The sequence below is a fragment of the Prevotella sp. CAG:592 genome (genome assembly GCF_000436015.1).
Lineage (GTDB): Bacteria > Bacteroidota > Bacteroidia > Bacteroidales > Bacteroidaceae > Prevotella > Prevotella pectinovora.
Genome location: NZ_FR892507.1, coordinates 14824 through 30675 on the forward strand (window position 1 = coordinate 14824; position 15852 = coordinate 30675).

General features: G+C 51.3%; 13 protein-coding genes. 7 read left to right on the forward strand and 6 right to left on the reverse strand.

Annotated elements, in window-relative coordinates; genetic code table 11:
• Positions 1–463 precede the first annotated feature (463 nt).
• Complete coding sequence (locus QVO99_RS01585; protein ID WP_022315836.1) at positions 464–3010, forward strand: outer membrane beta-barrel family protein; 2547 nt, start codon at positions 464–466, stop codon at positions 3008–3010.
• Here QVO99_RS01585 and QVO99_RS01590 read toward each other — a convergent pair.
• From QVO99_RS01590 to QVO99_RS01615, 6 genes are read right to left on the reverse strand one after another with little or no spacing between them, the layout of a single operon-like run.
• On the reverse strand, positions 3007–4311 hold the full coding sequence (locus QVO99_RS01590; protein WP_022315837.1) for a DUF58 domain-containing protein: 1305 nt from the start codon (positions 4309–4311) through the stop codon (positions 3007–3009). The two genes, QVO99_RS01585 and QVO99_RS01590, sit on opposite strands and share 4 nt — an antisense overlap.
• A gap of 42 nt (positions 4312–4353) precedes the next feature.
• Positions 4354–5316, reverse strand: a complete 963-nt coding sequence (locus tag QVO99_RS01595) for an AAA family ATPase (RefSeq protein WP_022315838.1) — start codon at positions 5314–5316, stop codon at positions 4354–4356.
• 18 nt (positions 5317–5334) lie between these two features.
• On the reverse strand, positions 5335–6747 hold the full coding sequence (locus QVO99_RS01600; RefSeq protein ID WP_022315839.1) for a DUF4350 domain-containing protein: 1413 nt from the start codon (positions 6745–6747) through the stop codon (positions 5335–5337).
• Positions 6744–7388: a DUF4129 domain-containing protein gene (locus QVO99_RS01605; protein ID WP_022315840.1), complete on the reverse strand. Its 645-nt coding sequence runs from the start codon at positions 7386–7388 to the stop codon at positions 6744–6746. The genes QVO99_RS01600 and QVO99_RS01605 overlap by 4 nt, the downstream gene beginning before the upstream one ends.
• A gap of 5 nt (positions 7389–7393) precedes the next feature.
• Complete coding sequence (locus tag QVO99_RS01610) at positions 7394–8500, reverse strand: hypothetical protein (protein WP_022315841.1); 1107 nt, start codon at positions 8498–8500, stop codon at positions 7394–7396.
• 55 nt (positions 8501–8555) lie between these two features.
• On the reverse strand, positions 8556–9605 hold the full coding sequence (locus tag QVO99_RS01615) for a stage II sporulation protein M (RefSeq protein ID WP_022315842.1): 1050 nt from the start codon (positions 9603–9605) through the stop codon (positions 8556–8558).
• Positions 9606–9744: 139 nt separating this feature from the next.
• On the opposite strand from QVO99_RS01615, the gene QVO99_RS01620 reads away from it, so the two are divergent.
• From QVO99_RS01620 to QVO99_RS01645, 6 genes are all read left to right on the forward strand, one after another.
• Positions 9745–10482 (forward strand): RDD family protein, encoded by a 738-nt coding sequence (locus tag QVO99_RS01620; protein ID WP_022315843.1) that lies wholly within the window; start codon positions 9745–9747, stop codon positions 10480–10482.
• Positions 10469–10627, forward strand: a complete 159-nt coding sequence (locus tag QVO99_RS01625) for a hypothetical protein (protein WP_288176863.1) — start codon at positions 10469–10471, stop codon at positions 10625–10627. Before QVO99_RS01620 ends, QVO99_RS01625 begins: the two co-directional genes overlap by 14 nt.
• Before the next feature lie 140 nt (positions 10628–10767).
• On the forward strand, positions 10768–12585 hold the full coding sequence (gene argS, locus QVO99_RS01630) for an arginine--tRNA ligase (protein ID WP_022315844.1): 1818 nt from the start codon (positions 10768–10770) through the stop codon (positions 12583–12585).
• A gap of 459 nt (positions 12586–13044) precedes the next feature.
• Positions 13045–13515: an RNase H family protein gene (locus QVO99_RS01635; RefSeq protein WP_022315845.1), complete on the forward strand. Its 471-nt coding sequence runs from the start codon at positions 13045–13047 to the stop codon at positions 13513–13515.
• A gap of 280 nt (positions 13516–13795) precedes the next feature.
• Positions 13796–14347 carry an RNA polymerase sigma factor gene (locus QVO99_RS01640; RefSeq protein WP_022315846.1) on the forward strand — a complete coding sequence of 184 codons (552 nt, stop codon included), beginning with the start codon at positions 13796–13798 and terminating at the stop codon, positions 14345–14347.
• Positions 14348–14357: 10 nt separating this feature from the next.
• Entirely contained in the window at positions 14358–15710 is a 1353-nt protein-coding gene (locus tag QVO99_RS01645; protein ID WP_022315847.1) for an outer membrane beta-barrel protein, read from the forward strand.
• Positions 15711–15852 lie beyond the last annotated feature (142 nt).

The window sequence follows — 15852 nt, forward strand, 5'->3', positions numbered from 1 at the left end:
CGTCTGAACTACGAGAAATATTTCTATCGCAACAGCGGCGTTGCCCTTCCTTCGGAGCGTGACAAGATTGTGGTGGAAGTGATGACAAGGTTCTGATGAAAATGCCAAGTAAGTCCTAATGACCGATTTTGGCGAATCTCCGGCTTCATGTGTATGGCTAAATGGTCGTATGCTCAAATTGAGTGTCATGGATGTTTGGGCGTGACTTATTATCCCGAACTGAGGTAACGATATGGGTTTAAGAGCCATTATTTTGCCGGGCAGCAATATTAATATATCTTAAATGTGTGCTCTCTCTTGTATTTTTTCTGTCTTTCGCTTCGTCTAATGTATGTAATGCGCCACAGAGACGCAGAAAAGCGGAAAATGCCTTTGATTCCTGAAACTATGGCGGATAGTGGCAGGAAAAGAGGATTCCAGAGTAATGACAGTTTGAAGAATAACAACAATCAACAGAGAGAGTATGAAAATCAGGAAAAGAATAATCGTTTTGGCTTTCCTCGCCGTTGCCTTCATTTCGGCAATGGCGCAGAAACAGCAGTTTGATTACACGATATATGGTGTGGTGGAAGATTCCATCACGCATGAGGGAGAACCCTACGCCACTCTCAGCATATACCGCAAGGGACATGAGGAGAAAGCCGTTCAGATGGCAGTTACCGACGCCAACGGCAAGTTCAAGGTGACGTCGAAAGGCGAGGGCGACTATGTGCTCGAAGTGAAATCGGTGAGCCGTACGCCGTTGCGCCGCTTTTTCACCGTCAGCAAGCAATCCAGAAGCCAGAACCTCGGCACGCTTCTCGTCAGCGACAGCAAGACAGAGCTGAAAGGCGTGGAGGTGGTGGCATACAAACCACTCGTAAAGGCCGACATCGACAAGCTGACATACAGTGTGGAAGACGATCCCGAATCACAGACCAACACCGTGATGGAAATGCTCAAGAAGGTTCCGATGGTTAGCGTTGACGGACAGGACAACGTGAAGGTGAACGGCTCCACATCCTTCAAGGTGTATGTCAACGGCAAGCCGAACAACATGATGACCAAGAATCCGAAGGAAGTGCTCAAGTCGATGCCCGCCACGGGAATCAAGAAGATAGAGGTGATAACAAATCCCGGTCCGAAATACGACGCCGAGGGAGTGGCAGGCATCCTCAACATCGTCACCGCCGGCAGCGGAATGGAAGGATATACAGCAACGTTCTCCGGCAATGGCGGAACGAGAGGCGGCGGAGGAGGACTCTTCGCCACGTTGAAGAAAGGCAAGTTCACCATGAGCGTCAACTACAACAGCAACTTCGACAACCAGGGTAAGGCGACGAAGGTGGACCTGCAGTCCATACTTGACGATGAAGGCAACTATCTCCGCACCACCACTCAAGACGCCCATGGCAAGACAAAAAACCAGTGGCATGGCGGAACAATGGAGGCGAGCTATGAGATAGACACCCTGCGCCTCGTGTCGGCATCCTTCTCTATGAACAGGGCATCGTGGAATACCCCAGGTGTAGGTTCTTTCACCTCCGTGGCTCCATACCTCGACAACAAGTTCCTATTCAGCCATGACATCAGCGGAAAGAACAAGGGCACCTACAACGACATCAGCGCCGGCATCGACTATCAGCGATCCTTCAAGACGCCTGGCCGTCTGCTCACCTTCTCATATCGTCTGGAGAGCAATCCCTGCACGACCCTTTCAGACTATCGCTACACCAACCTGCGCACTACTGCTGATTGGGCAGACTATACGGCATTGCTGGAGGACGTGCGCAGTGATGGAGACCAGAGCACTACGGAGCATACCTTCCAGCTGGACTTCACCACTCCGTTTGCCAAATACCACACGATAGAGACCGGCGCAAAATATATCCTGCGCCAGAACAAGGCATTTGACGACAGGTATTCGGCATTGTCGGAGAGCGGCAAGGAGCAGGAATACGACACCGAAAACAGTTCGCACTACAAACACCGCAACGACATCCTCGCCGCATACCTCGGCTATGGACTGTCGGTGGACAAATGGTCGGCAAGACTCGGATTGCGCTATGAGCACACATTCCAGAAGGTGGAATATCTGCTCGGCAGAGGTTCTGACTTCAGCAAAGACTTCGACGACCTCGTGCCGTCGGCAAAGATAGGCTACAAGATTTCAGACACCCAGAACCTCTCGTTCAACTACAAGATGCGCATCAGCCGTCCGGGAATATGGTATCTCAATCCGTATCTCTCAGATACTAACCGCGAACAGCTGACACAGGGAAACCCGAATCTGGAATCAGAGAAGAACCGCTCGTTCGACCTGCAGTTCGGCAGCTTCGCCCAGAAGTTGAGCTACAACATCTCCGTGGGCTACAACTTCACCGACAACAGCATACAGAGCTTTCAGAAGATGGTCACCGACAATGAAGTGGCCGGTCTGCAGAATCCTACAGGCAAGCAGGTGCTCTACACCACATATTATAATATGGGAAAGACCCAGAGCGCCACCTTTAGCGGATATGCCAGCTGGTCGCCGTTCACCAACACCCGACTTGTAGCCAACACATGGGGAGGCTACAGCCATTTCAGCGACGGCCAGGGTCTGAAAAACCACGGATGGAACATAAGCGTATATGCCCAGCTACAGCAGACGATAGCCAAGACGTGGACAGCGTCGGCAAGTGTGTTCAAGATGACGCCGGGCGTCAATCTGCAAGGAAAGACGATGGGATATTTCAGCCATACGCTGAGTCTGCAGAAGTCGATGCTCAACGACAGACTCAACATCACGTTCACTGCCGACAATCCGTTCCGGAAATACTATCATATCAAGTCGAACAGCTCCGGCAAGAACTTCGCCACATCTTCTTCAATCAAGTTCATACCACAGTCATTCTCCATTGGCGTCAGCTATCGCATCGGAAAGCTGCAGAGCGGTGTGAAGAAGACAGAGCGCACAATCACCAACGACGACGTTAAGTCGGGCGGCGGCGGTGGCGGCAAATTAGGTGGCGATAATGTGGGAAGCTAAGACTTCCTCCTGATTTCCAGATATTTGTTTATCACGTCTACCGATAGATTCTCGGGCGGGGTGAGAATACTGAGAATACCGTTCTGGCGGAGCAGCGACACTATCAGCCGTTGTTCCGCCATTGTCTTTTCGGCTATCACGTGGCGGTAGTAGTCCTCGGTAGAGGAGTATGGCGTTTCCACATATTCCTTCAGATCGTTGTCGATGAAGAACACCACGAGCAGCGTATTGTCCTTTGCCAGTTGTTTCATATATGGCAGCTGGCGTTCCATGCTTGCCTTGCCGTTGAAGTTGGTGTAGAGAACCAGCAGGCTCCGCTTGCTTACGTGGCGGCGTATGCTGTCGCAGAGCGACGAGAAATCGCTCTCGCCGAATGTAGAGCGCTGTTTGTATAGCGACTCCAGTATCGTCTGCATCTGTCCCGGCAGCTTGGCGGGCGGCACATAGGAGTCGAAGTCTTCGCAGAAGGAGGCGATGCCCGCCTTGTCCTCCTTGTATATGGCGATATACGACAATACCAGACTGGCGTTTATTGCATAGTCGAGCAGCGTCATGCCGCGGAAGCTATGCTGCATCATGCGCCCCTTGTCGATGATGCTTATCACCTGCTGCGACTTCTCCTCCTCGTATGTGTTCACCATCAGACTGTGGCGGCGTGCCGATGCCTTCCAGTTTATGCAGCGGTAGTCGTCGCCGCTCACGTATTCCCTTATCTGTTCAAACTCAGTCTTGTTGCCCGGCCGGCGGATCTTCTTGATGCCCAGTTCGGTGAGACGGTTGCTGATGGCGAGGAATTCAAACTGCCTCAGTGCGAGATACGACGGGTAGACCCTCACCGTGGTATTGCTGCCGCACGAGAAGCGTCTCTCAATCAGTCCGATACGTGTGGATGCGAACACGCGGATTCTGCCAAACCCGTATTCGCCGCGCTTCGTCGGTCTGAGTCTGTATTCTATGTCCTTTGTCCTGCCCTTTCCCACGCTGGCTCTGAAGTCGATGTCGCGCCGCTGGAAGATGAACGGAATCTCATCGGTCACCGACAGTCTCACGGCAAAGGGGAAACGGTTTTCTATATGTATGCCGATGATGTTGTCGTCGCCATTCGAGAATCTGTCGGCGCAGCGTCGTTCGGCGCTGATCCCCTTCTTGTGGTATAGCGCAAAGAATTCCACTACGAACAGAGTGGCGATGACAGCCACCACAGTCCATCCCACCTCGCGCAGCACCGGCAGATAGAGTCCGCCGGCGATGATGAAGATGGCCATTGTCAGTGCTATGTATAGTCTTGTCTTTAAGAACATACCGTCAGTGAGTTATCTTTGTTCCAATTCCGTGAGTGTGTGTTATTTCGGCACCTCCACTTTGTCGATGAGAGTCCTCGTCACCTTGTCGGGAGTCAGTCCGCTCATCTCCGCCTCGGCATTGAGGATAATGCGATGGTGTATGACGTATGGTGCCACCGCCTTGATGTCGTCGGGTGTCACGAAGTCGCGGCCCTGCAGCAGGGCATAAGCCTTGGCACACTGCATCACCGCCACCGTGGCACGTGGCGACGCACCCACAAACACCGCCTTGCTCTTGCGTGTCTGGCTTATTATCTCGGCGATGTAGCGCATCAGCGACTCTTCCATCACCACGCTGTCCATCATCCTGCGCATATCCGTGAGCTGTTCCTTTGTCATTATCGGTTCCACGTCGTTGATGCGGGCAAACTGCGAATTGCCGTTGTGGCGCTTCAGAATCTCCACCTCCTCGTCTATCGACGGGAATCCCATCGTTATCTTCATCAGGAAACGGTCGAGTTGGGCCTCCGGCAGGCGGTAGGTGCCCTCCTGTTCTATAGGGTTCTGGGTGGCGATGATGGTATATACGTCGTCCATCTTGTATGTGTTGCCGTCGATGGTGGCTTGTCTTTCCTCCATCACCTCGAAGAGGGCAGCCTGCGTCTTTGCCGGCGAACGGTTTATCTCGTCGGCAAGCACGATGTTGGCGAACACCGGACCGGGATGGAAATCGAATTCCGACGTCTTCATGCTGAATACCGATGTGCCGAGCACGTCGCTCGGCATCAGGTCCGGCGTGAACTGTATTCTTGAGAACTTCGCGTCGATGAGTTTTGCCGTGAGTCTTGCCATGAGCGTCTTCGCCACGCCTGGCATTCCCTCTATCAGCACGTGGCCGTTGGCGAGGATGCAGGTTATCAGCATGTCGACAGCCTCCTGCTGTCCCACGATGACGCTTGATATTCTCTTTCTTATCTGTGATATTCTCTCGTTGAATAGCGAGAGGTCTGTTCTTGCTTCCATATCTTGTGATGTTTGGGGTTATGATAGTTTTCTTGTTATCTCGTTCATGCTGTCGATTGCCTTCTTCATTTCAGAGTCAGAAACCTGCAGTTCGTTGCTGACGAGAAATCTCAGCTGTTTCAGCGTCTCGATTATCCTGTCGTGTGGAATCCCGGTCAGAGCGGCGATGGTCTGGGAGTTTTCCTCGTCGTCGGCAATGTTGGTGATGTCGGCGGCTGTGCTGTGGCGTATGGCATCAACGAAGGTGGCGTATTTCTTTTGCAGCAGGTCGTTGTTGTCGTGTCTCTGCCAATAGAGCGTTCCGATGAGTTTCACGAACTCAATGTTGTGGTTGCGAGGTGCTTTATACACTGGTATCACCCTCTGTCTGCGTCGTGCGTTGAAAATCAGGAACAGCAGGATGGTGAACAGCATGAGCTGCCATGCCTCGGTGAGCGACGGCTGGCTGAACACATAGTCCAGCGGAGTCTTCTCTTCTTTGCCGGGCAGCATGGAGTCAGAAAACCTGCTCGTACCCTTTGTGCTGCGCAGCGTCGGTTTGTCGGCGAGTTCAGCCATGAGCAGCGACGTCAGTCGGGTGTTCCTCCGGCTCAGTATGCCGTAGTTGGAGAAAGGCAATGCGCTCGCCACCACAATCAGTCTGCCTTTGCCGACCTTCTTCTCTATAGCCACGGGATGCTTTACCGGCGGCAGGTCGTCATTATAGTAGTCATTGCCTTTGTAGAATTCTTCGTTGAAGTCCTCCAGCTTTCTCAACCTCGTTCCTTCGTCCGGTTCCTTCATTATCTCTTTTTGCCGCTGCTGGTTGGACTTGAAGTAAATCCTTGCATAAGGGTTTGCCCGGTCGTGGTTGAACACGTGGGCGATTTCTCTGTATTCAGATTCCTCATCGCAGAGGAGATAAGAGCCGAACATGAAGTCATACAGCTGCATCTTTTCCGGTGTAGAACCGTTGCTCTTGTCGTAGAATATCGTGGTGTATGGCCGATAATCATTGTCGTTATTCTGGTTTATCAGGTTGCTGACGTCTCTGAACAGATATTTGCAGTGCACCACGCCGTAGTCGTAGGCGAGTATGCTGTCGGTTTCATCCCTAAGAAAATTGGTTACGGCAATCATCACCGTGGCCCCGTTGTTCAGCATCCGTTTCAGGGCGTCCGCTTCGGTTTCAGAAAGATTCAGTTTCTCAGCCGCTATCAGCACGTTGTGTCTGCCGTCGGCAATCTGGTTGAGTCTCTTGTCCGTCACTTCATATCCCTTCGGCATACTGCTCCGCATCACGCTGTCGAACACCATACAGCCGTAAGGCTCGCTGTCGTTGCCGTCGTGAGTCTCCAGCCATACGTATTTATGTGGCATGGACAGCTGCAGCAATATCAGCACGGCGAGCAGTGACAGAATTGTCATTATGAATCCTCTGCTTGTCTTCATGGCGTGTCGTTTAGCTTGTTTTCGTTTATCGTTCCGGCAATGCCGTCGGCGAGTGAGCATACAGTGGCAAAGAGGTCTTTGTCAGCATCGAAGTCGCCGTATCTCACTCTCAGGAAATGGTTTGTCATGATGCGCAGTTTCTCGTCCTGGAACTCCCGGGTGTATTGAGAAGGTGTCTTGAAAGGCTGCCAGTCGATGATTTCCCTGTCCGAGAGCAGTCGCAGCGTCTTCAGATAGGTCAGTCTTATTGCCTCCCTGTAGTTCCCGTTTTCGGCGGCACGGGTTATCTCCGTATCGAAGTCGATGCCGTAGATAGTGTCTTCGCTCACAGTATATTCCATCTTGTCGCCTCTGCTTTTCCTGGAGAAGAACAGGTCGGGCCTCTTTATCATTATCACCGCCACGATGGCTATCACGATGGCAATGGCTATCAGCGACCATATCAGCTGGTGGTGTTCGGCGTATGTGTCGCTGCCGAAGATGGAATCAATAAAATTCCTCAGAGCTTCGCGCAGCAAGTCGAAATACGAACTTCCCGGCTTCACTATCTGTGAGTCGTAGTCGTATTCCTGTCGCAGATTTTCAATCTGCAGACTGTCCATGGTCAGTGGGCTTGTCATTATGGTCAGTGAGTCAGTCATTGGCGTCAGAGTTTTTCAAAGTCGTCAATCTCGTCGAAGCGGGGCTTGCCGTTGGTGTTGCCTTGATTGTTGTTGGAATCGTATCCGCTTCCATTGCCGTAACCGTAATTGCCGGCATTGTTCCTGGTGTTGTCGTTTTTTCCGGTGTCGTCGTTATTGCCGCTGTTGTTCCGGCCGTCGTTGGCGAGATTGTCAAAATCGTTTATCTGGCTTGTTATTCCCTCATCGCCCAGCTTGTCGGCGGCATGGCCGTACTGGTAGGCGATAGCCACAGCCAATATCGAATATCCGAGATACGACACGAATGTGGTCAGCACTCCCATGATGTATGTCGCTATGGTGTATACAGGACTGTTCACTATGGGGGAGAGGTCGGATGTTATTCCCACCATTGACTTCATCACCAGCAGGATGGAGTAGGGGATGCTCGCCATGTTGCCCACCATGCTCACGATGAGACTTATCACGACACAGATGGCGAAGATTCCTCCCCAAGTCTTGAAACCCCAGACAATCGTTTTCTTCAGAGCCTCTGTTATGGAGATGCGCTCGAAGATGTAGACAGGGAACAACAGTGACAGAGGGATGAACAGGGCGAATGAGCCGAACAGCGGCAGCACAAGGAGAAAAGGCGATACCATTGCGATGCCGATAGATACGAGAAGTATCAGCGCCGCAATCAAGTATATAGTCACCATGGCAGTTGCAGCTCTCAGCATCGTCCTTTTCAGCTTGGGCAGCAGTTCCTTGAAGGTCATTCCGCTGATGTCACCCTTGTTCTCCTCGTATGCCATCATCAGTGCGTATGCCATGCCGAAGACCAGCGTCATGCCTATGATGGAGAAAACCATCGTTGCAGCGCTGCCGGCGATAAACTGCATCAGTAATCCGTCGCTTCCCGACATGTTGTTGATCTTGTCTATGTCCATCATTCCCTGCATGTAAGTGTTGAGGCTCAGCGCCTGAAACATGCTTAAGGGCAGAAGGATATAAGTCAGCATACGCAGATATACCTTCCAGTTTCTGCCGAAATAGTCGAAGGTGTCGTTGAACTTCTGTGTGAACGTGCGTTCCTTGTATAGTGGGATTATTGGCTTTTGGGATAGATTCATTGTCGTTGTTTTTTATTATAATGTCATTGATTGATGTTTCTTGATTGTGTCCCGTTTAATCCGGTGTCATTCCGTTTGATGAATGATGCATACTTGTCTGTTGGATAAGGTCTTCGTCATACGGCAGGTCTGATTTCCGGAGCGTCGTCAGCTTCCGTTTCCTGTTCCTTCTCCTTGGCAGCACCACGAAATAGAATATCACGAATGCGAGACAGAGAATGATGAACGAGAGGCGCACCACGTCGGCAACTTCCGTATGGCGTGTGAGGAATCCCTCGATGAATCCCGCCACGATGAATATCGGCACTGTGCCCACGACGATTTTCAGTCCCCGTTTAGCCCCTCTCCTGAATGCCGTGATGCGTGAATACGTGCCGGGAAACAGTATGCCGTTGCCCAGTGCTATTCCGGCAGCACCTGCCACCACGATGGCACTCAGCTCCAGTGTGCCGTGCAGGAATACCGCCAGCATCGACTCGCCCAGCAGCCCATGCTGCCAGAATAGCGTCTCGAAGCATCCCACCATCACGCCGTTGTAGAACAGCATGATGCCCGATCCTATACATGTCAGCATTCCCATGGCAAAGATGTTGAACGACACCCCGATGTTGTTCTGGGTGATTTCGAGAAACGAGTTCATCTCTCTGCCGCCGGTATATACGTTCATCGGCATCCCTTCCTTGATGTTCTCCAGTGTCATGTCCACATAAGCGTCGCCCAGGATGATGCGGCAGAAATCATGGTCGCCGAGCTGCGACACGATGCCTGTCACCACGCTCACCATCATTATGATGAAGGCAGCCAGCAGCAGTCGCCTTGCCTCAAACATCGTGTCGGGCACCTCCTGGGTCCAGAAGGTGATGAGGCGGCTCCACTTCTCCTTCTTGTTGCGGTATATGCCGTTGTGGAGCGCTACGCAGAGGTTGTTGAGATACAGCGTTATGCGCGAGTTGGGATAGTGGGTATAGGCAAAGGCGAGGTCGGCAGTGGTGTCGGTGTAGGCATCGGCAAGGTCGTCGGGCGAATATGCCGACGGGTCGTTGGCAATGTTCTCCACGTCTTGCCATTTCCTGATGTTGTTTCTTATGAATATGATTTCCTTCATTCCTCACAGTCTGATTTTGTCCTTTGCCGATAATATTTTGGCAAATATGTCGCAAATGTAGTCAGATTTCCATATATTTGCAAACGGCAAGCGATAAAACTTGCATACAAAGATAATAACCACTCGTTTTTTTTATAACATGGCAACGGCAGACATATTGACAGGACAGTTCGTAATACTTGACCAGACACCGGCGAGCATCGGCGACCGCATCATAGCGCGCATCATAGACATGATGGTGCGCGTGGCCTATGTCATCGTTGCTCTGGTGTTCTTCACTTGGGTGCCAAGTGGCGTCGATGATGATTTCTGGTCGCTCATGCTGGTCCTGCTCGTGGGATTGCCGCTGGTGTTATACACCTTCCTGTGTGAATTGCTTTTCAACGGACAGACCATAGGCAAGATGGTGATGAAGATACGCACGGTCAGCGTCGACGGGTCGTGTCCCACGATGGGCAGCCTCTTTCTGCGCTGGCTGCTCGAAATCGTAGACGTCACCTTCTTCTTCGTTGGCATAATCCCCATCATCACCACCCGCCGTCACCAGAGATTCGGCGATCTTGCCGCCGGCACGATGGTGATAGCCCGTCCCGACCCTTCTCTGATGCATATCTCGCTGTCAGAATTCCAGTATGCCTTCCCCGACTACCAGCCCCATTATGCAGGCGCAAAGCTTTTGTCGCTCGGTCAGGCAGAACTGATAGAGCGCTTCGTCAACGTGGCGGACCGCCACGGGGCTTGTGATGAGTCTGCTCTCGCCAACCTTTCCCGTAAGGTGGCTGCCGCCATTCAGGCTCCCGGCAATCCCGACAGTCTGCAGTTCCTCCGTACGGTGCTCAATGATTATCGTTATTATGCCCTTAATGAGGTGTGTTAATGTTAATGATGCTCTCGCTTCAGAGGCGGGATTTGCCGGCAGGGTAAACCTCTATCGCGCCTTCAAACGCAAGACCGGAGTGTCGCCGACAGACTGGGATGCCTATAAGTCGCCGCTGACCGACAATATTGCCATTGATTGTTAAAAAACAACAAGAATACACATTAAATCAGTCATAAGAAAGCGTGGTGTTGCTTATTCGACAGGGTTTTTGTAAATTTGCAATGATTTTCAGGGCGTATCTTCATCGGATGCGCCCATAAACTATATGCTATAAACAGAATTATGAATATAATCAGCGAAATAAACAAGGCGGCGCTCGAAGCCGTGAAAGCACTCTACGGACAGGATGTACCAGAGAAGATGGTGCAAGTGCAGAAGACAAAGAAGGAGTTTGAGGGAAGCCTCACGCTCGTGGTTTTCCCATTCCTCAAGATTTCAAAGAAAAAGCCTGAAGACACAGCGGCTGAAATCGGAGAATGGATGAAACAGAACTGCAAGGCAGTGGCAGACTACAACGTGGTGAAGGGATTCCTCAACATCGTAATCGACACTGCGGCATGGATAGGGATGCTCAACGACATCAACGCCGATGAACACTATGGCGAGAAGCAGGCAACGGAAGACTCTCCGCTGGTGATGATAGAATATTCTTCGCCAAACACAAACAAACCTCTACACCTGGGTCATGTGCGCAACAACCTGCTCGGATGGTCGCTGGCGCAGATCATGGCGGCCAACGGCAACAAGGTGGTGAAGACAAATATCGTGAACGACCGCGGTATCCACATCTGCAAGTCTATGCTCGCATGGCAGAAGTGGGGCAACGGCGTTACTCCAGAGACAAGCGGCATGAAGGGCGACCACCTCATCGGTGACTTCTACGTGGCTTTCGACAAGCACTACCGCGAGGAGGTGAAGGAACTGAAAGCCAAGTTCGTGGCAGAAGGCATGGACGAAGAGGCTGCCGAGAAGAAAGCCAAGGATGAGGCTCCGCTGATAAAGGAGGCCCACGAGATGCTCGTGAAATGGGAGCAGGGCGACAAGGACGTGCGCGACCTGTGGCAGAAGATGAACTCATGGGTATATGCCGGTTTCGACGAGACATACAAGAACCTCGGAGTAGGCTTCGACAAGATATACTACGAGTCTGACACCTACCTCAAAGGCAAGGCAAAGGTGGAAGAAGGACTGGAGAAGGGACTCTTTGAGCGTCACGAGGACAACAGCGTGTGGGCTGACCTCACCAACGAGGGACTCGACCAGAAACTGCTGCTCCGTTCTGACGGCACTTCGGTGTATATGACTCAGGACATCGGTACCGCCGAGATGCGTTTCAAGGATTATCCTATCGACAAGATGATATACGTGGTGGGCAACGAGCAGAACTATCACTTCCAGGTGCTCTCGATACTTCTCGACCGCCTCGGCTTCAAGTGGGGCAAGGAGCTCGTACACTTCTCCTATGGTATGGTGGAACTGCCAAACGGTAAGATGAAGAGCCGTGAGGGAACAGTGGTGGATGCCGACGACCTGATAGAGACAATGGTGGCCGACGCCAAGAAGACGAGTGAGGAACTGGGCAAGTTCAACGACATGACAGAGGAGGAGCGCAACGAGATAGCCCGCATCGTGGGTATGGGAGCGCTGAAATACTTCATACTGAAAGTTGACGCCCGCAAGAACATGCTCTTCAATCCGGAAGAGAGCATCGACTTCAACGGCAACACCGGTCCGTTCATCCAGTATACTTATGCCCGCATCCGCAGTATCCTTCGCAAGGCAGCCGTTCAGGGTGTCACCATCCCGGATGCGCTCGCCGACAATATGCCTCTCTGCCAGAAGGAGACGGAGCTGATACAGAAGATGGACGAGTTTGGTGCCGCAGTGCGTCAGGCTGGCAAGGACTACTCTCCGAGCGGCATCGCCAACTACTGCTATGAGTTGACCAAGGACTTCAACCAGTTCTACCACGATTACAGCATCCTCAACGCTGATACCGAAGAGGAGAAAGTCGTTCGCCTTGTCATCGCCAAGAACGTGGCAAAGACCATCAAGAACGGTATGGCACTGCTTGGCATCGAGGTGCCTGAGAGAATGTAGTTGATTCATAATTGCAATTCGTGGTTGGTGGATGATATCGTTCGGGCATCAATCATGAATTGGTGGAAAAGTGTAAAGGGTGGCGGAAATTGAAAATAAGTGACGGTGAAAAATAACTTGGTATGATTTGAGCCTCGTATTTTTTGAGATGTTTTCTTCACTCGAAGAGGGAGTATAGCGGGCTATATGACCGATGAGAGGGATGAAAACAGCCAAAAAGATGAGGTTAACACCTTTTTGAGATGTTACATTTCTCACTCAAATCGTATCAAGTTATTATTTTACCGTCACTAAAAGATATTCTGTCACCCTGACTTTTGCTTATGGAAGAAGTCGGTGACGTCGGATTTACAGACTTGGACAGAAATGTGATGCCCCCACCGGATCGGTCATTAGACCGTTTGGGCAAATGTATAGCACCGGGAATATGCTCCGGTCTGTAATTATGAATTATGAAATATGGATTATGAATTGACAAACCCTCCGTCGTATAGAAACGACACCGTGTTGCCGTTGCCGATGGAAGTGACCGCCGATGCGTGGGCGGTTGATGCGGCATGTTCCGGCAATCCCGGTCCGATGGAATATCGGGGTATAGACCTCGCCACGGGAGCCGTGGTATTCCATTATGGTCCTGTGCACGGCACTAACAATATCGGTGAGTTCCTCGCCATTGTGCATGCACTTGCACTGATGGAACAGAAAGGCATACGCAAGACAATATATTCAGACAGCCACAATGCCATACTGTGGGTCAGCAAGAAGCAATGCAAGACCAAGTTGGAACGCACGCCACAGACTGCACAGCTATACAATGTGATAGCACGGGCGGAACAGTGGCTCAAGACACACCCCTTCCGTGTGCCGATACTGAAATGGGAGACGAAACGCTGGGGAGAAGTGCCGGCGGATTTCGGAAGGAAGGGATGAGGCTGATCAGGGTATCAGACTGCTGATGAAATGTGAAAACTGCATTTAATCAGCAAATAATTACAATTCTCATGCAATGTTTTCTGCTAACGGATGTTAACCTTATAGAAATCGTTTCAAGAGGTTAAACTGTTGGAGAAACATTGTTCACCCTCAATCGGACATCAGACCCCGTTGGGATTTAACAAAAGAAGGAGCTGCCTATACATTATTATATAATATAACTATAGGAATGCATATATATAGAATGAAGGCAAGTCTCTCTTAACAATAGTGAACAATGATGTATATATCGGAACAGCAACTCTATGAACGCCTGCAAAGCGGTGACGCTATGGCGCAGAAGGCTCTCTACGAGAAGTATGTGGGGAGTCTGACTGCCGTTTGTTCCCGTTATGTGGCAGATGCCGACGATGTGAAGGACGTCATGCAGGAGGTGTTCATCAAAGTGTTCACACAGATTGCCTCGTTCACCTTCCGTGGCGAAGGTTCGCTGAAGGCATGGCTGATGAGGATTACCGTCAACACATCGTTGACCTATCTGAAGAATGCCGGACGTCTGAGCGTGGTGAGAGACGACACACAGGTGGCTGACATTGTGGAGGACGAGGAACCGGATGCCGAAGGAGTGCCGCCAGACGAACTGCAACGGATGATAATGCGCTTGCCCGACGGCTACAGAACGGTGCTCAACCTATATGTCTTCGAGGACAAGAGCCACAAGAAAATCGCCGCATTATTGAATATAAAGCCGACGTCGTCGGCGTCGCAGCTGTTTCATGCCAAGGCGCTGATGGCGAAAATGATAGTAGAATATAAAAGAACCCATTGACTGTTTCACGATGAAGGAAGAGTGGAAATACAAACTGCAAAGAAGTCTGGCAGACTATGAACAGTCTGCCCCAGACGGATTGTGGGAAGACATACAGAAAGCTATGTCTGCCTCTGCCGGCGTGATGCAGGATGCAGGTAAGGTGATACCGCTGCCTGGCAAGAACCGTACAAAGGTGGTGGCGCTGAGGATTGCAGCTGCCGCAGCATGCGTTGCTTGTGGAGTGGGACTGTATCTCAGTATGCCGGACCACGACAAGGGCGCACACTCCATGGTGGCAGATGCCTTGGGAGACGGAAGCAAAGCAGCTGGCAGCAATGGCATGCAGACTGATACTCCGGCAAACGGCGACGGTCATGGCATGATGCCGCAAAGACACGACGCTGTGGGCAAGCTTCTGGCAAAGGCGGATATCCCGGCAGCAGTGAGAGAGGCGATAAGCTACGCACAGAAGGAAACCCAGACGGAACAGTTGGAATATGCTCCGCAGGAGGCAGCGGCTGTTGCTGCAGCCAACAATGGTAATGCTTCTATAGAAAAGAAACCAGAGACACAGGCTAATGCCGTCGGTGCGATGCGTGAGAGCGTGGTGCGTCGTGGCAGTAATGCGTCTTCAGCTCGTTATATGAATACCTCGTCGAAAGCTGTGGATGTCAGCCATTCAGCATCAGAGGGACGTCTCACGGCAAGTCTTTTCGCTGCCAATGCCATGGGCGGAAGCGGCAACAGCATAACCAGCGACAGGTCGATGTTTGCGATGAGCGATATGATGTTCAATGATTATCCCGAACTGAGCGATGCCTACAGTGCCGTAAACACAAGGACTTCCGGCAGTTCGCTCAACGATGAGAGCGTTGACCATCATCAGCCGATACGCGTAGGACTGTCGTTGCACTATTCCCTCTCTGAGAAGTGGGGACTGGAGACAGGACTCACATACTCATATCTCTATTCTGAGACTACGGCAGGCAAGAGCGACAACCGCTACGACACAAAGCAGAAAGTGCATTTCTTAGGCATTCCGCTGACTGTGGACTATAGCATCTGGCGCAACAAGCTGCTCAACGTATATGTGGCAGGCGGCGGAATGGTGGAGAAGAGTCTGAGAGCCAAAGCCACCACATCGTATGTCCTCAACGGCAGGGAGATGAATACCGAGACCAACAAGCTCAGCATGAAGGAACTGCAATGGTCAGTAAATGCCGCTGCCGGCATACAGCTGAACATCACCAAGGAGGTGGGCATCTACGCCGAGCCGGGCGTGGGATACTATTTCGACAATGGCAGTGATGTGAAAACGGCATACAGCGACAATCCTTTCAATTTCAACATGAAGCTAGGTTTGCGTTATTCGATCAAGTGACATGACATCTCAATCAGATGATACGAATTGGTAATGACAGTTCAATACAATCAGCAGGTTGTAATGGACTGTCATTAATTGTTTTCAGACGGTTTGATAATCCCGAAACGCTCGTTTAACCCAAATCGCTTTCTATGTTAAT

Excerpts from the sequence above, each read along its gene's own strand:
- QVO99_RS01645 (WP_022315847.1), top strand. The coding sequence starts at position 14,358 with ATGAAGGAAGAGTGGAAATACAAACTGCAAAGAAGTCTGGCAGACTAT.
- QVO99_RS01600 (WP_022315839.1), bottom strand. The coding sequence starts at position 6,747 with ATGAAGACAAGCAGAGGATTCATAATGACAATTCTGTCACTGCTCGCC.
- QVO99_RS01610 (WP_022315841.1), bottom strand. The coding sequence starts at position 8,500 with ATGAATCTATCCCAAAAGCCAATAATCCCACTATACAAGGAACGCACG.
- QVO99_RS01625 (WP_288176863.1), top strand. The coding sequence starts at position 10,469 with ATGAGGTGTGTTAATGTTAATGATGCTCTCGCTTCAGAGGCGGGATTT.
- QVO99_RS01635 (WP_022315845.1), top strand. The coding sequence starts at position 13,045 with ATGGATTATGAATTGACAAACCCTCCGTCGTATAGAAACGACACCGTG.
- QVO99_RS01605 (WP_022315840.1), bottom strand. The coding sequence starts at position 7,388 with ATGACTGACTCACTGACCATAATGACAAGCCCACTGACCATGGACAGT.
- argS (WP_022315844.1), top strand. The coding sequence starts at position 10,768 with ATGAATATAATCAGCGAAATAAACAAGGCGGCGCTCGAAGCCGTGAAA.
- QVO99_RS01590 (WP_022315837.1), bottom strand. The coding sequence starts at position 4,311 with ATGTTCTTAAAGACAAGACTATACATAGCACTGACAATGGCCATCTTC.
- QVO99_RS01640 (WP_022315846.1), top strand. The coding sequence starts at position 13,796 with ATGATGTATATATCGGAACAGCAACTCTATGAACGCCTGCAAAGCGGT.
- QVO99_RS01595 (WP_022315838.1), bottom strand. The coding sequence starts at position 5,316 with ATGGAAGCAAGAACAGACCTCTCGCTATTCAACGAGAGAATATCACAG.
- QVO99_RS01585 (WP_022315836.1), top strand. The coding sequence starts at position 464 with ATGAAAATCAGGAAAAGAATAATCGTTTTGGCTTTCCTCGCCGTTGCC.
- QVO99_RS01615 (WP_022315842.1), bottom strand. The coding sequence starts at position 9,605 with ATGAAGGAAATCATATTCATAAGAAACAACATCAGGAAATGGCAAGAC.
- QVO99_RS01620 (WP_022315843.1), top strand. The coding sequence starts at position 9,745 with ATGGCAACGGCAGACATATTGACAGGACAGTTCGTAATACTTGACCAG.